We start from the raw sequence: 21,795 nt of genomic DNA on the forward strand, positions 1-21,795 counted from the left end.
TTAACCGCAATACACCATAGTCCGTACGGGATTCGAACCCGTGTTACCGCCGTGAAAAGGCGGTGTCTTAACCCCTTGACCAACGGACCTTGAGCTTTTCAACTCTTTCTATTATACCTACTTTTTTACCTTTGTCAAGGACTTTTTTCCTCTTTATCGAAATTCTGAAAAGATAAAGGAAAGAGTCAGTTAAACTGACTCCTTCTATTTATCTTGCCAATTAGTCGCGCGTTCCTCTCCCCACCAGTAAGGGATCAATTCGGCAACCTTAATTGTTTTTCTTGTTTCGTAGTCCATCATGAACTCTGCTTCTTTATTTTCAGCATTCAATTCTAAGAGAAATTCTCTGCAAGCGCCACAGGGCATACCTGATCCTTCGCCGTAAGGAGGTTTATCTCGAAAGGCGAGGATTTTCTTAACTTTAGTTTGTCCTGAAAATTGATACATATTGAAGAGAGCCGCTCGTTCTGCACAGAGATGAAAAACACCACAAGTGCCCTCCATACAAAATCCTGTGAAGATCTGACCATCTTCTGCTTCTACCGCAGCAACAACATGGTTAGCATAAACAAAGTCAGAAACTTCATGGGGATTGAATAAGGTTCGTGCTTCTTCATACATTTTTTCCCATGTATCCATCGGAAGTCCTTTTTATTTAGAGATCTCTTTCAGCATGTTTTCAATATGCTGGATTGATTTTTCACGTCCGAGTAAGAAAATGGTGTCTGGTAATTCTGGTCCATGCATTTCACCTGAAACGGCAATACGAATCGGCATGAAGAGGTTTTTTCCTTTGATACCTGTTTCTTTTTGAACTGCTTTGATTTGTGGGAAGATGTTTTCTGTCACAAATTCTTCATCTGTCATTGCTTCTAGTTTCGCTTTGAAAGCTTCTAGAACAACAGGAACGGTTTCTCCTGCCATGACCTCGCGCTCAGCGTCTGTCAACTCTGGGAAATCTGAGAAGAAAAGATCTGTCAGCGGAACAATCTCATCAACTGACTTCATCTGTGGCTTGTAGAGTTCTACCATTTTTTCAGACTTGTCAGTCAAACGCCCTGCTTCTTCTAAGTATGGTTTCGCCATTTCAAAGATAGTAGCTAGATCAGCTCTCTTGATGTAGTCGTTGCTCATCCAGTCTAGTTTCTTCTGGTCGAAGGCTGCTGGAGACTTGCTGAGGCGGTTTTCGTCAAAGAGTTTAATCAATTCCTCACGTGAGAAAATTTCATCTTCGCCACCTGGGTTCCAACCAAGAAGGGCGATAAAGTTAAAGACGGCTTCTGGCAAATAGCCTTTTTTACGGTAGTCTTCGATAAACTGAAGGGTATTGGTATCACGTTTAGACAATTTTTTACCCGTTTCAGAGTTGATAATCAAAGTCATGTGACCGAACTCTGGAGCTTCCCAACCAAGAGCTTCATAAACCATAAGCTGTTTGGGTGTGTTGGCAATGTGGTCATCTCCACGGATAACATGAGAGATTTGCATATCGTGGTCATCGATGACAACGGCAAAGTTGTAAGTCGGATAGCCATCTTTCTTTTGGATAACCCAGTCACCACCGATATTGCCACCTTCAAACTCGATATCACCTTTGACCATATCATGCCATTTGTAGATACCAGACTCATTAACAGCCAAACGGACAGTTGGGATGATACCAGCTGCTTCACGTTCTGCGATGTAAGCTACTTTTTCTTCTTCGCTCATGCCAAGATATTCATTGATGTAACGTGGTGTTTCACCTGCTGCTTCTTGACGTTCGCGCTCAGCCGCCAACTCTTCTTCTGTAACGTAAGATTTGTAGGCTTTTCCTTCAGCTAGCAATTGGTCGATGTATCTTTGATAGAGTTCCAAACGCTCTGATTGGCGGTAATTTTCATGAGTTTCTGGGCTCTCATCCCAATCCATGCCCAACCAGCGAAGATTTTCAAGCTGTGATCGTTCACCATCCTCAACATGGCGTTTACGGTCAGTATCTTCGATACGAATGATAAAAGTTCCACCATGATGGCGTGCGTAAAGGTAGTTAAACAATGCTGTACGGGCATTTCCGATGTGTAGTAGTCCTGTTGGACTTGGTGCGTAGCGTACGCGGATATCTTTTGACATAGTTTCTCCTATAAAGTCTCTAGGCGTCTGCCTTTTTGCTTTCTATATTATATCACAAGTCTCGCCTGAGTCCAATGTCTACGAATAAAGAGAGTAAAAAAGAGTGGACAAGCCACTCTTTTCTTCTATTATAGACGTGCGTTAAGCTCTTTGCTCAATTCTTCAAATCCTGGTTTTCCAAGAAGGGCAAACATGTTGCGCTTGTATGCTTCAACACCTGGTTGGTCAAATGGGTTAATGGCATTCAAGTAACCTGAAAGGGCAATTGCCAATTCGAAGAAGTAGATAGTGTAACCAAGAGTGAAAGCGTCTTGCTCTGGAAGAGTTACGTACATGTTTGGCACATCACCGTCAGTGTGGGCAAGAAGAACACCGTCAGTTGCTTTTTTGTTTACAAAGTCAACGTCTTTTCCTTGAAGGTAACCAAGTCCGTCAAGGTCTTCTTCCAAAGTAGGAATGATTACGTTCTTACGTGGTTTGTCAACACGGACAACTGTTTCAAACATGATACGAGTTCCTTCTTGGATAAATTGACCAAGTGAGTGCAAGTCAGTTGAGAAGTTTGCTGAAGTTGGGTAAATCCCTTTTTGGTCTTTCCCTTCTGACTCACCAGCCAATTGTTTCCACCATTCTGAGAAGTATTGAAGTGATGGCTCGTAGTTTACCAAGATTTCAGTAGCGTAGCCTTTGCGGTAAAGGATGTTACGAACGGCTGCGTATTGGTAAGCTTCATTTTCAGCAATCTTGTCTGAAGTATAATCTTTACGAGCTGCATTCGCACCTTCCATAAGGGCTTTGATGTCTGCACCTGATGCTGCGATTGGAAGCAAACCAACTGCTGTCAATACTGAGAAGCGTCCACCGATGTCATCTGGAACCACAAATGTTTCCCAACCGTTGGCATCTGCTTCAACCTTAACAGCACCTTTTTGGCGGTCAGTTGTTGCATAGATACGTTTGTTGGCTTCTTCTTGACCGTATTTCTTAACCAAGAGTTCTTTGAAGACACGGAAAGCGATCGCTGGTTCTGTTGTTGTACCTGATTTAGAAATCACGTTTACTGAGAAGTCTTTGTCAGCTACGTACTCTACCAAGTCAGCAAGGTAAGTAGATGAGATTGAGTTTCCTGCGTAAAGGATTTGTGGAGCTTTGCGTTCTTCTTTTGTTTGCAAGTTCGCAAAGTGGTGGTTCAAGAAGTCGATAGCTGCTTTGGCACCAAGGTAAGATCCACCGATACCAATTACAACCAAAACATCGCTGTCTGATTTGATTTGCTCAGCAGCTTTCAAGATGCGGTCGAATTCTTCGCGGTCGTAGTTTTCAGGAAGGTCCAACCAACCCAAAAAGTCACTACCAGCACCAGTTCCTTTACGGATCAATTCGTCTGCAGCTGTTACTTGTGCTTGCATGTATTCCACTTCATGTGGGGCAACAAATTTGTCTAAAACTTTTGAATAATCAAATTTAATATGTGACATGATAATCCTCCAAAATTTCTTCTTTTCTATCATAACGCTTACCTTCGATTTTTTCAAGCTTTTTTATTGAATTTGCCCAATTTTTATCAGAATTCAAACGTTTGCGTAAATTTGCTAAAATATAAAAAATCTGAAAGGACGAATAAAAACGGCTAGAGACTCTAACCGTTACAATTCATTTAATAAATACTCAAATAGTTCTAAATTGCCGTCTTCTTCATTGACCAGAAACTCTGGGTGCCACTGCAAGCCGATGATACGATGCTCGTCGACAGACTCAATCGCTTCGATGGTCTGGTCTCTTGGATCAATAGCAGTCACACGGAAATTAGGCGCCAGGTCTTTGATGCTTTGACGATGGACTGAATTTACTTGACTTTCTTTGCCAAACAACTTAGCCACCACGCTTCCTTCTACTGTCTCAATAGAATGAGATGTTCCAAAAGGTAAGCCTTGCCAGTGGCCTTCAATTTCTTGGTGGAGAGTGCCGCCAAAAGCAACATTGACAAGCTGAACCCCACGACAGATTGCCATAATTGGTTTATTCTGACGGAGCGCTTCTTTCAAGAGAGCTAGTTCAAACTCATCGCGTACAAGGTTGTAATCATCGCTCTCAATGGTCTTTTTCTCTCCATAAAACTGAGGATGGACATTTTGCCCACCTGTCAAGATGAGTTTGTCAATCATTTCCACATAATCGCGCACAATGGACTCATCCCCTACAGGAATCACTAAAGGGAGACCTCCGACTTGACGAATGCTCTCTGCAAATTTACAGGATACAGATGAGTGAATGTTTTTCCCTTCTGCATCTACAGGACATAGATTTGCAGCAACTCCTACAACCGTTCTAGCCATGATGTGTCTCCTTTCGATTTTCTTGCGGCAGTCTTATCATATCACTCCAACCCTTTCCTGTCTAATATGTTTTTTTAAAGACCGTGATAAGTATTTTTTATGGGCAAGAAAAAGTTGCCCAACGAGGACAACTTCTTTTTTATTCAAAGACAAATTGATTGTGATACAGTTCTGAATAGAAACCGCCGAGTTTGAGCAACTCGTGATGATTTCCACGTTCAATGACCTCTCCATCTTTGAGGACAATAATCTGATCGGCATTGAGGATGGTCTTGAGACGATGGGCAATAACAAAACTGGTTCGTCCTGCTACAACTGCCTCCATAGCATGCTGGATTTTGCTTTCTGTTACGGTATCCACATTGGAAGTCGCTTCATCTAGGATTAGGACTTGAGGATCTGTCATCAAGGTCCGGGCGATGGAAATCAATTGTTTCTGACCAGTTGAGAAGATGTTTTGCTCATCATCAATAAGGGTATCATACTTGTCAGGCAAGCTTTCAATGTAGTCATGAATATGAGTTGCCTTGGCAGCTGCTTCGACCATTTCCTGACTGGCATCTGGCACACCAAAGCGGATATTGTCTCGGATTGTTCCGCTAAACAAGACCGAATCCTGCAAGACAATCCCGACCTTGCTCCGCAGACTGTCCAAGTTGTAGTCACGAATGTCTTTGCCATCAAAGGAAATGCTACCTGCATCCACATCGTAGAAGCGATTGATAAGGTTCATGATGGTCGTTTTCCCCGAACCAGTCGGACCGACAACTGCTATCATCTGCCCCTTAGGAGCTGAAATGCTAACATCTTTTAAAATCGGCTTGTCTGGCACATAAGAGAAATCAATATGACTGATTTCAACACCTTCTCGCAATTCCGTAAAGGCAGGCGCATTTTGCGGGCGAATCTCTTCTTCTGCATCGAACATTTCTTGGATACGATCCGCCCCAGTAAAGGCCAACTGGAGGCTCCCCCAACTCGCAGCCACCTGGATAATCGGCTGGTAGTACTGCTGAGAAAATTGAGTAAACATGACGATCAAACCTAGGGCCGTCGTTGTTTCGATACTTGGATCGTTCAGCAAGACCGCAGAACCTGCAAAAATGACGATGGCCGTATTGACTAAACTCATCCCATTCATAACTGGAAAGAGGATACCTGAGAACATTCTCCCTTTAAAAGTTGCCTTGCGCACGCGCTCATTTTGCTCCACAAAGCCTGCTACGATGTCATCTTGAATTCCTTGTACGATAACAGCTTTCTGCCCAGAAATACTCTCATCCATGTAGGCGTTGAGTTTCCCAACCTCTTTTTGCTGGAGATTAGTGTACTTGCGGGCCATCTTCACGATGAAAACCAACATGAGAAAGGCTACTGGAGTACTGGCTACTGTTATCAGGGCGAGCGTCACATTTCTTGAAAACATGACAAAAATCAAACCGATGTAAAGAGCAATATTGCTCATGACCTGAACTAGGCTTTCATTGAAGGCTTGAAGGATGTTATCCAAGTCACTCGTAAAGCGAGAGAGGATGTCACCATCCTGATGGCGGTCAAAGAAAGAAACCGTTAAACGAGAAAGTTTGCCAAAGAGGCCCTTACGCATCTCATTTGTCGACTCAGCAATCACACGGGTCATCAAGGTCATGTAAATCAAGCTAGATACCACCAAGACAAGGACAACCAGAGCTAGATTCAGCATCAGAGCTGATAAACTCTGCCAGGCTAGTTCGGAAGTTCCATTTTGATAAGCCAGAACTAGGTTAGCGAGCTCCGTCACTGCTTGACCTGAAAAAACTGGAAAGAGGGCTTGGGCAATTGTCGCAATCGCAACCATCAGAATCACAATGACAAAGGAGAGCTTGTAAACTTTAAAATAATTCCAGAAAAATCGAACGGTTTTCATTTTATTCCTCCTTTCCCTTTTGTGTTTCGTAAATTTCGCGGTAGACGGCATTGTTAGCTACCAAGTCTGCATGCCGTCCTTCTCCAATCAAACGTCCTTGGTCCAAGACCAAAATCTTGTCTGCATGGACGACTGAACTGATCTTTTGAGCGATGATAATGGTTGTCGTCCCTTTCAGGTCTTTGTTCAAAGCTTCCTGTACGAGTCTCTCTGACTTAGCATCCAATGCCGAAGTCGAATCGTCAAAAATCAGGATACGGGGATTGCTGACAATCCCACGTGCAATCGACATCCGTTGCTTTTGTCCACCAGAAAAGTTAGTGCCACGTTCTTCGACCTGACTCTCAAATTTGTTTTCCATGCGTCCGATAAATTCACTGGCTTGGGCAATCCGTGCTGCACGTTCCATTTCTGACACGCTGGCATTGCCTTTCCCTTGACGAAGATTATCTGCAATGGTTCCGCTAAAGAGAATAGCACGTTGCAAGACGATGGAAACTGTTTTACGCAAGGTTCCCTCGCTGACGTCTCGAATATCCTTGCCTCCAATCTTGATAGATCCCTCCTGCGGATCAAAAAGTCGTGGAATTAACTGAGCTAGAGTGGACTTCCCTGCTCCAGTCGCCCCAACCACACCGACCATCTGACCAGGCGCAATTTCAAAGGTTACATTCTTCAGCATAGGCTCATCGTCATTAGGATAGGTGAAGGTCACATTTTCAAAAGAGAGACTTCCTTCTAACTCTTCATCTGGGAGATCTTTAAAGGTCATCGCTGGCTCGGTATCTAGAATCTCGCGGATACGACGCAAGGAAATCATGGCACGGCTGACAGAATTTCCTAAAAATCCAACCATGATGATGGTAAAGATAATCTGGCTGAGATAGTTGATAAAGGAAGCAATCGAGCCCACTACAGACGGATCTGACTGAGCCATTCCAGCCACTAACCAGATAGAGAGGAAGACCGCCCCATAGCCGACTAACATCATAACGGGTTCTATAACTGAGAAGGCATAACCGATATAAAGATTTTGGCCGAGAAGTTCATCAGAAACCTCGGTAAATTTGTCAAATTGTGCTTTTTCCTGTACAAAGGATTTGACCACGCGCACACCACGTAGATTTTCCTTAGCGATAGCATTAATCCGTTCAAGAAGGGTTTGAAACTTAGCAAATCGTGGCCCCATCATCCCCATCATGATGGCTGTGAGTGCAAAGATTAGGAGCACCATGAAGACAATCACCCACCAAAGCGACGGAAGAGTGTGAACCGCCAAGATAAAGGAACCGATAAAGAGAAGAGGGAGACGGAAAAGAATTTGAAAAGCCATCATCACCACGTTCTGAATTTGGTTGATATCATTGGTCATACGGACGACAAGGTTACCCGCATTGAATTGCTCGATATTGGCATAAGAAAAAGTCTGGATCTTGCGAAAAGCGTCTTCACGAAGGTCCGAAGACACTCCTTGAGCAATGTAGGCTGCAAGCGTTACATTGACCCCACCTGCAACCAGACCGACTAGGGCTACTCCTATCAACCAAGCGCCAATACTATAAATAGCCTCATTTCTTCCGGCCAACAAAGCCTCTAACACCTCTTGCAGATAGCGTGGTTGTAAGAGCGAGCTCGCAACCATCAAGCCTGTCATCATTAGGGATGCCAAGGCCTGCCATTTATAGGTTTTTATTTTTTTAATGAGCATATTTCCTCCTAATAAAATAGATAAAGGGAGCGACATCCTGCGTCAGCTCCTTCTCATTCGTTCATATTGATGCTATTCTAGCAAAAAAGAGGCATCTTGTCAAAGAAGTCTCCTTATTATAAATTAGTGCGCTTTCATCTACAGGTGATGCATGAAAAGGCTTTTTATGGTAAAATGAAAGGAAGAACTCTTACAAGGAGGAAAAGATGAAGAAACAAACCATCGCTGTCTTGGGTCCTGGTTCTTGGGGAACTGCCCTTTCGCAGGTCCTAAACGACAATGGACACGAGGTTCGAATTTGGGGAAATATTTCTGACCAAATTGATGAAATCAATAACCAACATACAAACAAACGCTATTTCAAAGATATCCTACTCGACGAAAAAATCAAAGCCTATCATGATTTAGAAGAAACACTAAAGGATGTGGATGCTGTTTTATTTGTAGTCCCAACAAAAGTAACGAGACTGGTTGCCCAACAAGTAGCAAAGGTGCTCGATCACAAGGTTGTCATCATGCATGCCTCCAAAGGATTGGAACCAGATAGCCACAAACGTCTATCAACTATTCTTGAAGAGGAAATTCCAGCTGACCTTCGTAGTGAAGTCGTCGTTGTTTCAGGACCGAGCCACGCTGAGGAAACGATTGTACGCGATATTACCTTGATTACCGCAGCCTCCAAAGACCTCGAAACTGCCCAGTACGTCCAAAATCTCTTTAGCAATCACTACTTCCGTCTCTATACTAATACGGATGTTGTCGGGGTTGAAACCGCTGGTGCTCTTAAAAACATCATCGCAGTTGGAGCTGGGGCACTACATGGACTAGGCTTTGGCGACAATGCCAAGGCGGCTATCATTGCCCGTGGCTTAGCTGAAATCACCCGTCTAGGGGTCGCTCTTGGAGCTAACCCTCTGACTTATAGCGGGCTTTCTGGAGTTGGGGATTTGATCGTAACGGGGACATCTGTCCACTCTCGTAACTGGAGGGCAGGTGATGCTCTCGGTCGTGGAGAATCCCTCGCAGACATCGAAGCAAACATGGGCATGGTTATCGAAGGAATCTCAACAACTCGAGCGGCTTACGAGCTAGCTCAGGAATTGGGTGTCTACATGCCAATCACACAGGCCATCTACCGAGTTATCTATGAAGGTGTCAACATCAAAGAAGCAATCACTGACATCATGAGCAATGAATTTAAAGCAGAAAACGAATGGTCATAGACCTTTATAGAAAGGAACATTATGAAACAACAAGTCAGAAAAGCAGTCATCCCTGCCGCTGGATTGGGAACTCGTTTCCTCCCAGCAACTAAGGCCTTGGCCAAGGAAATGTTGCCAATCGTAGACAAGCCAACTATCCAGTTTATCGTTGAAGAAGCCCTCAAGTCTGGAATCGAAGACATCTTAGTTGTTACGGGTAAGTCAAAACGTTCTATCGAGGACCACTTCGATTCAAACTTCGAATTGGAATACAACCTCAAAGAAAAAGGGAAAACAGATCTTCTGAAGCTAGTTGATGAGACAACCGGCATGCGCCTGCATTTTATCCGTCAAACACATCCACGTGGTCTCGGAGATGCTGTCTTGCAAGCCAAAGCTTTCGTTGGAAATGAACCTTTTGTCGTTATGCTTGGTGATGACTTGATGGATATCACAGACGAAAAGGCTGTTCCACTTACCAAACAACTCATGGATGACTACGAGCGTACCCACGCGTCTACTATCGCTGTCATGCCAGTCCCTCATGACGAAGTATCTGCCTATGGGGTTATTGCTCCGCAAGGCGAAGGAAAAGACGGCCTTTACAGCGTTGAAACCTTCGTTGAAAAACCAGCGCCAGAGGATGCTCCTAGCGACCTTGCTATCATCGGACGCTACCTCCTCACTCCTGAAATTTTCCAAATCCTCGAAAACCAAGCTCCAGGTGCAGGAAATGAAATTCAGCTGACAGATGCAATCGATACCCTCAATAAAACACAACGTGTATTTGCTCGTGAGTTCAAAGGGGCTCGTTACGATGTCGGGGACAAGTTTGGCTTTATGAAAACCTCCATCGACTACGCTCTCAAACACCCACAAGTCAAAGACGACTTGAAAGACTACCTCATCCAACTTGGGAAAGAGTTAGCTGAGGGGGAATAGAAGAAAAACAAAGCTCTTAAATAAGGGCTTTGTTTTTTTGTTGAAGCTTGCAATAAAAAAGCCATCTTTGCAGATGACTTATTAGCAACCGAATCGGTGCTCGCATTTTCAAGTTGTGTACGGACAAAGCCTTATTTTAACTTGCTGTGTTGTTTCGAATAGTTCCAACACTTGTATTGTATACCATTCTTTTAAAAATTGCAAGAAGAAATCTATATGAAATAGAATAACATTCCATTTTATAACGATTTAAAAATTTACACAATGAAAACGTTTTACAATTTCTTGATTTTAATAGCCAAAAGATATATAATTTAGCTAAAGTTAATATATTAGCTATTACTAATTAGAACATAAAGAGTATAACTCAAAGGAGAACACTAAATGAGCAATAAACCTTACTCTATCGGTCTCGATATCGGAACTAACAGCGTCGGATGGGCCGTTATTACAGATGACTATAAAGTGCCATCTAAAAAGATGAAAGTTTTGGGCAATACCGATAAACACTTTATCAAGAAAAACCTCATCGGAGCTTTATTATTTGATGAAGGGACAACCGCTGAGGATAGACGCCTCAAACGAACTGCACGTCGTCGCTATACCCGTCGGAAAAATCGTCTTCGCTATCTCCAAGAAATCTTTTTTGAAGAAATGAGCAAATTGGATAGTGGTTTCTTTCATCGATTGGATGACTTCTTTTTAATTCCTGAGGATAAAAGAGGGAGTAAATACCCTATTTTTGCTACCTTGGCAGAAGAAAAAGAATACCATAAGCAATTTCCAACTATCTATCATTTGAGAAAACAACTAGCGGATTCGAAAGAAAAGGCTGACTTGCGCTTGATTTACCTAACATTAGCTCATATGATTAAATACCGTGGGCATTTCTTGTATGAAGAATCTTTTGATATTAAAAACAATGATATCCAAAAAATCTTTAATGAATTTATAAGTATTTACGACAATACATTTGAAGGAAGTTCACTTAGTGGACAAAATGCACAAATAGAAGCAATTTTTACTGATAAAATTAGCAAATCTGCAAAGAGAGAACGCGTTCTAAAACTCTTTCCTGACGAAAAGTCCACTGGTCTCTTTTCAGAATTTCTCAAGCTAATTGTTGGAAATCAAGCTGACTTCAAGAAACATTTTGAACTAGAAGAAAAAGCTCCACTACAATTCCCTAAAGATACCTATGATGAGGATTTGGAAAACGTGCTCGGACAAATTGGAGATGACTTTGCAGACCTTTTCGTGGCCGCTAAAAAACTCTATGATGCGATTCTTCTATCAGGCATTTTGACTGTCACAGATCCTTCAACCAAGGCTCCACTGTCAGCCTCTATGATTGAGCGCTATGAAAATCACCAAAAAGACTTGGCAGCTTTAAAACAATTCATCAAAACCAATCTTCCAGAAAAATATGTTGAAGTTTTTTCTGACCAATCTAAAGATGGGTATGCTGGGTATATTGATGGCAAGACCACACAAGAAGCATTTTACAAATATATCAAAAATCTTCTCTCTAAATTCGAAGGAACAGATTATTTCCTTGATAAAATCGAACGTGAAGATTTCTTGAGAAAACAACGCACTTTTGATAATGGTTCTATTCCTCATCAAATTCATCTTCAAGAAATGAATGCCATTCTCCGTCGGCAAGGAGAACATTATCCATTTCTGAAGGAAAATAAAGAAAAGATCGAGAAAATCTTAACCTTCCGTATTCCTTATTACGTTGGACCATTGGCTCGTGGCAATCGTGATTTTGCTTGGCTTACTCGAAATTCTGACCAAGCAATCCGACCTTGGAACTTTGAAAAAATTGTTGATAAAGCAAGCTCTGCGGAAGACTTCATCAATAAGATGACTAACTATGACTTGTATCTGCCAGAAGAAAAAGTTTTGCCTAAACACAGTCTCTTGTATGAAACATTTGCTGTCTATAATGAATTAACAAAAGTAAAATTTATTGCAGAAGGATTGAGAGACTATCAATTCCTTGATAGTGGTCAGAAGAAGCAAATTGTCAATCAATTATTCAAAGAGAAAAGAAAAGTAACTAAAAAAGATATCATTCATTATCTACACACTGTTGATGGTTACGATGGAATAGAACTAAAAGGAATTGAAAAACAATTTAACGCCAGTCTATCTACTTATCATGATTTACTCAAAATTATCAAGGATAAGAAGTTTATGGATGATTCTAAAAATGAGGCAATTCTTGAAAATATCGTCCATACTCTCACAATCTTTGAAGATCGTGAGATGATTAAGCAACGCCTTGCTCAGTATGACTCTCTCTTTGATGAAAAAGTAATCAAAGCACTAACTCGTCGACATTATACTGGTTGGGGGAAACTCTCAGCTAAGCTTATTAACGGTATCTGTGATAAACAAACAGGGAATACGATTCTCGACTACTTGATTGATGACGGTGAAATCAATCGCAACTTTATGCAATTAATCAACGATGACGGACTTTCCTTCAAAAAAATTATCCAAAAATCACAAGTGGTTGGTGAGACCGATGATGTGAAGCAAGTTGTCCGAGAACTTCCAGGAAGCCCTGCCATTAAAAAGGGAATTTTGCAAAGTATCAAGATTGTTGATGAACTTGTCAAGGTTATGGACCATGCTCCCGAGTCCATTGTGATTGAAATGGCACGAGAAAATCAGACTACTGCCAGAGGGAAAAAGAATTCCCAACAGAGATATAAGCGCATTGAAGATTCATTAAAAAATTTAGCTTCTGGACTTGATTCAAACATATTAAAAGAAAATCCAACAGATAATATTCAACTTAAAAATGACCGTCTCTTCCTTTACTATCTCCAAAATGGGAAGGATATGTACACTGGAGAAGCTCTTGATATCAACCAACTGAGCAGCTATGACATTGACCACATCATCCCACAGGCCTTTATCAAGGATGATTCTCTTGATAACCGTGTCTTGACTAGTTCAAAGGATAATCGTGGAAAATCCGATAATGTTCCAAGTTTAGAAGTCGTTCAAAAAAGAAAAGCTTTTTGGCAACAATTGTTAGATTCCAAATTGATTTCAGAGCGTAAATTTAATAATTTAACCAAGGCTGAACGTGGCGGGCTAAATGAGCGAGATAAAGTTGGCTTTATCAAACGCCAACTAGTTGAAACACGACAGATCACAAAACATGTTGCTCAGATCTTGGATGCTCGCTATAATACAGAAGTGAATGAGAAGGATAAGAAGAACCGTACCGTCAAAATCATCACTTTGAAATCCAATCTAGTTTCCAACTTCCGTAAAGAATTTAGGTTATACAAGGTACGGGAAATCAATGACTACCACCATGCACATGATGCCTACTTAAATGCAGTAGTGGCTAAGGCTATCCTTAAAAAATATCCTAAACTCGAGCCTGAATTTGTCTATGGTGAGTATCAAAAGTACGACCTTAAGAGATACATCTCAAGATCTAGAAATCCTAAAGAAGTCGAAAAAGCAACTGAAAAGTATTTCTTCTACTCAAACTTGTTGAACTTCTTCAAAGAAGAGGTGCATTACGCAGACGGAACTATCGTAAAAAGAGAGAATATCGAATACTCCAAAGACACTGGAGAAATCGCTTGGAATACGGAAAAAGATTTCGCAACCATCAAAAAAATACTTTCCTATCCACAGGTGAATATTGTTAAGAAGACAGAAGAACAAACCGTTGGACAAAATGGTGGTCTGTTTGATAACAATATTGTGTCCAAGGAAAAAGTAGTTGACGCAAGTAAACTAATCCCTATCAAATCTGGTCTATCACCTAAAAAGTATGGCGGTTATGCAAGACCTACAATCGCTTATTCAGTTCTGGTAACATACAAGCAAAATAATAAAATTAAAAACACAATGGTCGGCATTCCAGTGCTTACTAAATTAGAATTTGAAAGAGATCCTAATTTATATTTAAGAAATCTAGGAATCAACAATGTTTCACATGTAATAAAATTAGTTAAGTATACTGTATTGGAATTTAAACATAAATACGGAACCTATAGGAGATTTATAGTTAGCAATCAAGAATTGAAACGTGCAAATCAGATTTTTGTCACTACTAAACAAATGAAACTGATTTCTCAATATACCACTTTGGATAAAAATGAGCACGATAGCTTGTTAAAAAACAATCAACAACTTATACAATCAATTTGGAATCAATTTCTAGAATTTATGTTAGCAACAGACTTGGTTAATAAAAAACAGTATGATGAGCTTATTTTAACCAATAACCAAACTATTGAAGAATGTAGAAATATTATGAATAGGGTCATCACCACTTTATCTTTTACTAATATTAATGCTGGACAGAAAAAAATAATATTCGATGATACGTTATCATTACCTATAAAAAGATGGCAATTCACTGACAGCGATAAAATGGTTAAAAAAATAATAGAATCCACCCTCATCCACCAATCCATCACTGGTCTTTACGAGACTCGAATTGACTTAAGCAAACTGGGAGAAGACTAATGGGATGGAGAACCGTTATAGTCAATACACACTCTAAGCTCTCCTACAAGAACAATCACTTGATCTTTAAAGATGCCTCTCGGACAGAGTTGATTCACCTGTCCGAGGTGGACATCCTTCTTTTGGAGACGACAGATATCGTTCTCTCCACCATGCTGATTAAACGTTTGGTGGATGAAAATATTCTGGTCATCTTTTGTGATGATAAACGCTTGCCAACGGCATACTTAATGCCTTACTACGGTCGGCACGATTCCAGTTTGCAACTCTCTCGTCAAATTTCCTGGAATGAAGACGTAAAGGCGGAAATCTGGACGACGATTATTGCACAAAAAATTCTCAATCAGGCTTTTTATCTGGGGAGTTGTGGTTTTTTAGAAAAGAGTCAGTCCGTCATCGATCTCTATCATGGGTTGGATTTATTTGATCCTAGTAACCGAGAAGGGCACGCAGCTCGGATTTATTTTAACACCTTGTTTGGAAATGATTTTAGCCGTGAACAAGACAATGATGTCAATGCTTCCTTGGACTACGGTTACACCTTAATTTTGAGTATGTTTGCGCGTGAGATTGTGTTGTCTGGCTGCATGACTCAGTTTGGATTGAAACATGCTAATCAGTTTAATCAATTCAACCTAGCTAGTGATATTATGGAGCCTTTCCGTCCGATTATTGACCGAATCGTCTATGAAAATCGAAACAGTTCTTTTGTCAAAATCAAACGAGAGCTTTTTACTATTTTCTCAGATACCTTCCACTACAATGGCAAAGATATGTACCTGTCCAATATCGTCAGTGACTATACTAAGAAAGTCATCCAAGCTCTCAATCAACCGGAGAAAGGAGTTCCTGAGTTTAGGATATGAGTTATCGATATATGCGTATGATTTTAATGTTTGATATGCCGGTTGATACTATAGAGGAACGCAAGGCCTATCGGAGATTTCGTAAGTTCCTCATAGATGAAGGATTTATCATGCACCAATTCTCCATCTATAGCAAGCTCTTGCTCAATAACTCTGCTAATAACGCCATGATTGAACGCCTTAAGACGCACAATCCTAAAAAAGGGAACATCACTCTCTTAACCGTTACAGAAAAGCAGTTTTCTCGCATGATTTACTTAAATGGTGAGCGAAATACTAGCGTAGCAAACTCCGACGCACGTTTAGTTTTTCTAGGAGAGGAGCCTAGAGATGAAGATTAATTTCCCATTATTGGATGAACCATTAGCTATTGAAAATGCAACTTTTTTGGTTCTGGAAGACCAGTTTACCTTTTCGACTATCGTCAAGCAGTTCTACCAGTACACTGATGATGGAGAGTTAAAGTTGTTTGATAGAAATCTAAAAGCTCTGAGAGAGGCTGAGTTACTAGTGATAACGGATGTCTTAGGATACAATCTAAACTCACCTACTATGCTCAAGCTGATACATGCAGATCTTGAAAATCAGCTTAATGACAAGCCAGAAGTCAAATCCATGATTGAAAAACTGGTAGCTACGATTACAGAATTGTTAGCATTTGAGTGCTTAGAAAATGAACTAGACCTAGAGTACGACGAAATCACCATTCTAGAGTTGATCGATGCTCTAGGAGTCAAAGTTGAAACTCTGAGTGATACACCTTTCGAAAAGATGCTAGAAATTGTCCAAGTTTTTAAATATCTTTCCAAAAAGAAACTCCTTGTCTTCATCAATGCGACCGCCTATCTATCAAAGGATGAGTTAGTAAATCTGATAGAGTATATCCAACTCAATCAACTAAAGGTTTTATTTATCGAACCTCGAAAAGTCTATGATTTTCCTCAATATGTGCTGGATCAAGACTATTTCTTGAACCCTGAAAATATGGTATAATAAGGGTAACAATTGGAACCTGACGAGCTGAAGTCTGGCTGGGACGAATGGCGCGATTACGAAATTTCGTGAGAAAAATTTTTCTACGAGGTTTTAGAGCTGTGTTGTTTCGAATGGTTCCAAAACACGACATTCAAATAGTTGCTCATTTCTATAGTTTTAGAGCTGTGTTGTTTCGAATGGTTCCAAAACGTGTGTTTACGTCCGATTAGTTTACTTTCTGTTTTAGAGCTGTGTTGTTTCGAATGGTTCCAAAACAAGGTTTATGAATTTATAAAGAATAATCCAGTTTTAGAGCTGTGTTGTTTCGAATGGTTCCAAAACACTAAAAGGCTTGCATTGCCACTTTGTTATGTTTTAGAGCTGTGTTGTTTCGAATGGTTCCAAAACCAGAATCAATCTTCTTCAAGGCTTCACGCTGTTTTAGAGCTGTGTTGTTTCGAATGGTTCCAAAACAGATGATCTTTGATTCTGGTGAGGACTTTGGTTTTAGAGCTGTGTTGTTTCGAATGGTTCCAAAACATTGATGATTTACAATTAGCAATCGATGGTGTTTTAGAGCTGTGTTGTTTCGAATGGTTCCAAAACTTCAAGTCAAGCAAGTGACAGGTGATAGGAGTTTTAGAGCTGTGTTGTTTCGAATGGTTCCAAAACGGACGAGGAGGAGGACAAAGAGAGAGCAAAGTTTTAGAGCTGTGTTGTTTCGAATGGTTCCAAAACATAAGTTATTTCTTCAACTCGAAAAAGGCGGTTTTAGAGCTGTGTTGTTTCGAATGGTTCCAAAACAACGGTCATCAAATCGGAATCAGTCGGGCGGTTTTAGAGCTGTGTTGTTTCGAATGGTTCCAAAACTTTTGTTGACGTATGTCAACACAAAACACAGTTTTAGAGCTGTGTTGTTTCGAATGGTTCCAAAACTTTACCTCACTTTTTTGCTAAAATGGGTATGTTTTAGAGCTGTGTTGTTTCGAATGGTTCCAAAACAAATGGACGTTCAAACCAACCCACACCTCGGTTTTAGAGCTGTGTTGTTTCGAATGGTTCCAAAAAAGCTACTCATTCTTTGAGTAGCTTTTTAGCTATTCCCTTACACATAGGTCATTCCCTTATAGCAAAGGAAAACGGCTAGTGCGATAAAAAGTACGGTTGCCCCGATTCGCTGGCTGGTACTATACATCTTTCTCTCCCATTTAACTGGGAAAACAACTGCTAGAGAAGCACCGCCTACTGCACCTCCGATATGCCCAGCTAGGCTGATTCCTGGAATCAGAACACTTCCAATGATATTGATCACGAAAAGTGTCAGATAGGATTGCCCCAACTGCTGGATATAGGGGTTGCGAGTTGCGTAACGCAAGACGATAATCGCAGCAAATAGCCCGTATAGGGAAGTGGATGCCCCAGCAGCGACAACTTTCGGTGTGAAAGCAAAAACAAAGAGATTGCCCATCATTCCAGATAATAGATAGAGAAAGAAGAACTGCTTAGAACCGAAAATCTCCTCCACCTGTCGTCCAAGAAAGTAGAGCGAAATCATATTGACAATGAAATGCTCCCATCCGATATGCACAAATATGGCTGAAAAAAGGCGCCAAATCTGCTCAGGGAATAGGCGAATGATCGGTCCATACATGGCTCCAAACTGAAGCAGGGTATCTGCTCGTTCAAAATTTAAACCTGTAAGAACCAACATCAAGAGAAATACCAATGCTGTCACTAGGAGGAAGAAACTAGTCACAGGATAACGTTTATCAAAGATTTCCTTCATAGATTAGCACCGCCTGTACGGGAATATCATGGTTTTCCAAGTTAAACTCCTGAACCTGACAAGGGTAGATTGTACTCATCGTATGCCCATCAAAATGTTCCAGATAGCGATCGTAGTATCCTCCACCATATCCGATCCGATAGCCCCCTGTTGTAAAAGCCAAGCCCGGAACATGGATTAAGTCAATCTGAGACGGATCCACAACTTCCAAGTCTCCTTTCGGTTCCAGTAAACCAAAGGAAGTTTTTACCAACTGCTGCGGATGATAGACCACAAACTCCATGCGCCCCTTGGGATAGGTTTTGGGTATCAAAACCTTCTTGCCGTCCTTCAGTGCCTGCTCAATCAGTTCCTGCGTTTGAAATTCATGAGGGAAGGAGAGATAGGTTGCGATGACCTTAGCTTCTTGGTAAAAAGGGTGTTGTAAGAAACGCTCAGTTAAATCTCGATCCATAGCCTGTTTTTGCTCCTGAGATAGAGTCTTCATTTCTTGCAAAATTTTCTTGCGTAGTTCTGCTTTCATAGACAATTCCTCTACTCTGCTGCCTTCTTTTTCAAGAAACTAGAGACCGCATCTACCCCAATGGCTAAGGCTTCTTCCTTAGGACTCATCTGAGGGTGATGAAGGGCATAGGGACTATCGATACCTAGCCAGAACATAACGCCGTCTACCTTCGAAAGGAGATAACCAAAGTCCTCACCAGTCATAGCTGGCTCGATATCAATCAACTCAATCCCATCTTTCTCTTCAAAAAAGTCCATCAGTTCACGCGCCAAGGCTGGATTGTTCTCAACAGGTAGGTAGCCTCCTTGCTTGACTTCTACTTCGACTTCCATATCAAAGGCTGCTGCAACCCCTTCTGCGACTGTCTTGACTCTTTTTTGTACCAAGAGGCTCATGTCCTGAGTCAAGGCGCGAATGGTTCCATGCAAAAAGGCTGTGTCTGTAATGACATTGTTGGTTGTTCCAGCTTGGAAAACACCAAAGGTCACCACCGCTCCCTCGATGGGATTGACATTGCGACTGACAACTGACTGCACCTGGGTTACAAAGTAACTAGCAGCCACCAAGGCGTCATTGGCTTCATGCGGAAAAGCTGCGTGTCCTCCTTTTCCTTTGAAACGAACCTTCACCTCACAAGTCCCTGCAAAGAGTGTATGAGTGTTGGTCGCAATCTGTCCGACCTTCAGATCCGGACGAACATGGAGACCATAAAATTGGTCTGGCAACCAATTTCCAAAAGCACCATCCTCATACATGAGCATCCCACCAGCTTCATTTTCTTCAGCAGGCTGAAATAGGAAGAGCAAATTATTCTTGGGTTGTTCCTCCAGGGCGCGTTCGAGACAGCCCAAGGCAATAGTCATATGAAAATCGTGTCCACAGGCATGCATGCGACCTTGGTGCTGAGAGGCAAAAGGCAGTCCGGTTTGTTCGACGATAGGCAGGCCATCAATGTCTGTTCGCCAACCAATGGTTCGTTCCGGCTGACTTCCCTGCAAATAAACCAGAATACCTGTCCGCCAAGTACGAATTTGAACAAAATCCTTGCCCGCAGTCAATTTCTCAATCACATCCAGCAAATAAGCCTGAGTCTTGAACTCTTCCAAGCCAATCTCTGGAATCTGGTGTAAATCTCGTCTAGTCTGAATCAAATCTAACATCTATCTGTCCTCCTATATAGCAGAAAGAGGCTGGAAAAAGGGTTCCGCCTCTTTTTTACTTTTACAATTACAAGGTACGAAGCGCATCCTCTAGCGCTGTTTTTTGTTGGGTTTGGGCATCAATTTCTTTGATGATACGAGCTGGAACACCTGCCACTACCACGTTTTCTGGAACATCTTGGGTAACAATAGCTCCTGCTGCAACAACTGAACCACTACCGATTTGGACTCCTTCGATAACCACTGCATTGGCACCGATAAGAACATTGTCTCCGACACGGACTGGCTCAGCACTAGCTGGCTCAATCACACCCGCCAAAACTGCACCTGCACCAACATGGCTGTTTTTTCCAACAATAGCGCGACCACCAAGGATGGCACCCATGTCAATCATGGTTCCAGAACCGATTTCAGCACCGATATTGATAACAGCTCCCATCATGATAACAGCATTATCACCAATTTCCACCTGGTCACGGATAATAGCACCTGGCTCGATACGAGCATTGATAGCACGTTTGTCTAGCAAAGGAACTGCAGAATTACGAGCATCTTGCTCGACAACATAATCTTGATTTTCTACCAAACCTTCAAGAAGCGGAGCCACGTCCTTCCAGTCTCCGAATAAAACATTCCCTAGTTTGACAACAGAGCTAGGCACAGCAGTTGCGAGTTGTCCTTCAAAGGTTACTTTAACACTGGTTTTCTTTTCAGCATTGGCGATAAATTGGATAATTTCTTGAGCGTTCATTTTTGTAGCAGTCATAGGTGCCTCCTAGTTCGTTATAATGATACCTATTCTACCAAAAAAGGCCTCAAATTTGAAGCCTCAACTATCAAATAATCATCTTTACCTGGCTTGTTTTGCTTCTTCTACAGATAAGAAAATCATCGGAACGATAATCAACACCATAGCCAAGGTCAAAAAACCATCCATGACCAATCCTAGAAAAAGAACACTTAATAAAGCTGAAGAAAGCGGTTCGCTAGCACTCACCACTGATACAACCAGCGGGGAAACGAGTGACACAGCCTTCATAGATAAGAAGAAGGCAAAAGCAGTTCCAAACACGGCAATCGTCAGACAAATCAGCACACTTACCAAATCCACTTGAAAACTTATCCCATAAATAGGGTAAAGGAAATTACTAAAGAGCCCTGCCAGAATCATCCCCCAACCAACAGTCGGAACGAAACCGTAGCGCCGTGCAAAGCGTTGGGGAAGGATAACATTAAACATGACCCCTACTGCACTGAGCAAACCTGTCACTAGAGCCAAAGGAGTCATGGATAACTGGGACAAATCCCCTTTTGTAGCCATCAAAAAAACACCTAGCATGGCAATCAAAACACAGAAAACAGCTGTAATAGAAGCCTTCTTCTGGTAAATGATTCGATTGTAAAACAGGATAAAAACAGGGCTGATAAATTGCAAAATGGTCGCCGTCGTCGCATTGGAATACTCAACGCAGAGATAGAAGAAAAACTGCACAGAAAAAATACCTAGAATAGCATAGGCTAAAAAAGGTAGATAATTTTTCTTATCACGCCAGATGTCCAACAAGCGACTACGCAACTGAAAAGCAGATAAACCTAAAACCAAACTCCCCGCCACTAGTAAACGCATAGAAGTAATCCATCCAGAAGACACTGGATAATGAGTGAAAAAATACTCTCCTAAAATCCCACAAATCCCCCAGATTAGGCCTGAGAGTAGCGAGTATACTGTTCCCTTAACAATCTTTTTCTGATAATGATTCATATTATTATTGTAACACGAAACCA

The 21,795-nt window shown here is 41.5% G+C and carries 17 protein-coding genes, 1 tRNA gene and 1 CRISPR repeat array; of the genes, 6 read left to right on the forward strand and 12 right to left on the reverse strand.

From position 1 onward, the window contains the following. Nucleotides 1-17: 17 nt before the first annotated feature. The 7 genes from TZ92_RS02610 to TZ92_RS02640 all read right to left on the reverse strand — a co-directional run bounded on the left by TZ92_RS02610 (nucleotide 18) and on the right by TZ92_RS02640 (nucleotide 8,062). Nucleotides 18-89 (reverse strand) — tRNA-Glu (locus TZ92_RS02610). A 115-nt stretch (nucleotides 90-204) separates the two neighbouring features. Next, nucleotides 205-639: a cytidine deaminase family protein gene (locus TZ92_RS02615; protein WP_000382004.1), complete on the reverse strand. Its 435-nt coding sequence runs from the start codon at nucleotides 637-639 to the stop codon at nucleotides 205-207. A gap of 12 nt (nucleotides 640-651) precedes the next feature. Beyond that, nucleotides 652-2,112, reverse strand: coding sequence for a glutamate--tRNA ligase (gene gltX / locus TZ92_RS02620; RefSeq protein ID WP_033629222.1), 1,461 nt, complete (start codon nucleotides 2,110-2,112; stop codon nucleotides 652-654). A 128-nt stretch (nucleotides 2,113-2,240) separates the two neighbouring features. Then, on the reverse strand, nucleotides 2,241-3,590 hold the full coding sequence (locus tag TZ92_RS02625; protein ID WP_000018244.1) for a glucose-6-phosphate isomerase: 1,350 nt from the start codon (nucleotides 3,588-3,590) through the stop codon (nucleotides 2,241-2,243). A gap of 168 nt (nucleotides 3,591-3,758) precedes the next feature. Beyond that, nucleotides 3,759-4,448 (reverse strand): gamma-glutamyl-gamma-aminobutyrate hydrolase family protein, encoded by a 690-nt coding sequence (locus tag TZ92_RS02630; RefSeq protein WP_033629221.1) that lies wholly within the window; start codon nucleotides 4,446-4,448, stop codon nucleotides 3,759-3,761. 139 nt (nucleotides 4,449-4,587) lie between these two features. Beyond that, nucleotides 4,588-6,354: an ABC transporter ATP-binding protein gene (locus TZ92_RS02635; RefSeq protein ID WP_033629220.1), complete on the reverse strand. Its 1,767-nt coding sequence runs from the start codon at nucleotides 6,352-6,354 to the stop codon at nucleotides 4,588-4,590. Nucleotide 6,355: 1 nt separating this feature from the next. After that, nucleotides 6,356-8,062: an ABC transporter ATP-binding protein gene (locus tag TZ92_RS02640; protein WP_033629219.1), complete on the reverse strand. Its 1,707-nt coding sequence runs from the start codon at nucleotides 8,060-8,062 to the stop codon at nucleotides 6,356-6,358. 206 nt (nucleotides 8,063-8,268) lie between these two features. Here TZ92_RS02640 and TZ92_RS02645 point away from each other — a divergent pair, with 206 nt between their 5' ends. From TZ92_RS02645 to csn2, 6 genes are all read left to right on the forward strand, one after another. Continuing rightward, nucleotides 8,269-9,285: an NAD(P)H-dependent glycerol-3-phosphate dehydrogenase gene (locus TZ92_RS02645; protein WP_033629218.1), complete on the forward strand. Its 1,017-nt coding sequence runs from the start codon at nucleotides 8,269-8,271 to the stop codon at nucleotides 9,283-9,285. A gap of 21 nt (nucleotides 9,286-9,306) precedes the next feature. After that, complete coding sequence (gene galU / locus TZ92_RS02650) at nucleotides 9,307-10,206, forward strand: UTP--glucose-1-phosphate uridylyltransferase GalU (protein WP_033629217.1); 900 nt, start codon at nucleotides 9,307-9,309, stop codon at nucleotides 10,204-10,206. A 384-nt stretch (nucleotides 10,207-10,590) separates the two neighbouring features. Continuing rightward, nucleotides 10,591-14,718 carry a type II CRISPR RNA-guided endonuclease Cas9 gene (cas9, locus tag TZ92_RS02655; RefSeq protein WP_033629216.1) on the forward strand — a complete coding sequence of 1,376 codons (4,128 nt, stop codon included), beginning with the start codon at nucleotides 10,591-10,593 and terminating at the stop codon, nucleotides 14,716-14,718. After that, nucleotides 14,718-15,584 (forward strand): type II CRISPR-associated endonuclease Cas1, encoded by an 867-nt coding sequence (gene cas1, locus TZ92_RS02660; protein WP_033629215.1) that lies wholly within the window; start codon nucleotides 14,718-14,720, stop codon nucleotides 15,582-15,584. The genes cas9 and cas1 overlap by 1 nt, the downstream gene beginning before the upstream one ends. After that, complete coding sequence (cas2, locus tag TZ92_RS02665; RefSeq protein WP_033629214.1) at nucleotides 15,581-15,925, forward strand: CRISPR-associated endonuclease Cas2; 345 nt, start codon at nucleotides 15,581-15,583, stop codon at nucleotides 15,923-15,925. Before cas1 ends, cas2 begins: the two co-directional genes overlap by 4 nt. Further along, nucleotides 15,915-16,577 (forward strand): type II-A CRISPR-associated protein Csn2, encoded by a 663-nt coding sequence (gene csn2, locus TZ92_RS02670; protein ID WP_033629213.1) that lies wholly within the window; start codon nucleotides 15,915-15,917, stop codon nucleotides 16,575-16,577. The genes cas2 and csn2 overlap by 11 nt, the downstream gene beginning before the upstream one ends. Nucleotides 16,578-16,667: 90 nt before the next feature. Further along, nucleotides 16,668-17,627: direct repeats of the CRISPR family, unit length 36 nt; unit sequence GTTTTAGAGCTGTGTTGTTTCGAATGGTTCCAAAAC. Nucleotides 17,628-17,664: 37 nt separating this feature from the next. Here csn2 and TZ92_RS02675 read toward each other — a convergent pair. The 5 genes from TZ92_RS02675 to TZ92_RS02695 form a co-directional block, all read right to left on the reverse strand. Beyond that, a complete protein-coding gene (locus TZ92_RS02675) occupies nucleotides 17,665-18,345 on the reverse strand; it encodes a rhomboid family intramembrane serine protease (protein WP_033629212.1) in 681 nt (226 codons plus the stop codon). Beyond that, a complete protein-coding gene (locus TZ92_RS02680; protein WP_033629211.1) occupies nucleotides 18,329-18,868 on the reverse strand; it encodes a 5-formyltetrahydrofolate cyclo-ligase in 540 nt (179 codons plus the stop codon). The genes TZ92_RS02675 and TZ92_RS02680 overlap by 17 nt, the downstream gene beginning before the upstream one ends. Nucleotides 18,869-18,879: 11 nt before the next feature. Continuing rightward, nucleotides 18,880-20,010, reverse strand: a complete 1,131-nt coding sequence (locus TZ92_RS02685) for an N-acetyldiaminopimelate deacetylase (RefSeq protein WP_033629210.1) — start codon at nucleotides 20,008-20,010, stop codon at nucleotides 18,880-18,882. 67 nt (nucleotides 20,011-20,077) lie between these two features. After that, entirely contained in the window at nucleotides 20,078-20,776 is a 699-nt protein-coding gene (dapD, locus tag TZ92_RS02690) for a 2,3,4,5-tetrahydropyridine-2,6-dicarboxylate N-acetyltransferase (protein WP_033629209.1), read from the reverse strand. An 84-nt stretch (nucleotides 20,777-20,860) separates the two neighbouring features. Next, nucleotides 20,861-21,772 (reverse strand): DMT family transporter, encoded by a 912-nt coding sequence (locus TZ92_RS02695; RefSeq protein ID WP_033629208.1) that lies wholly within the window; start codon nucleotides 21,770-21,772, stop codon nucleotides 20,861-20,863. Nucleotides 21,773-21,795: the final 23 nt, after the last annotated feature.

The sequence above is a fragment of the Streptococcus oralis subsp. oralis genome, assembly GCF_000960035.1.
Classification (GTDB): Bacteria; Bacillota; Bacilli; order Lactobacillales; family Streptococcaceae; genus Streptococcus; species Streptococcus oralis_G.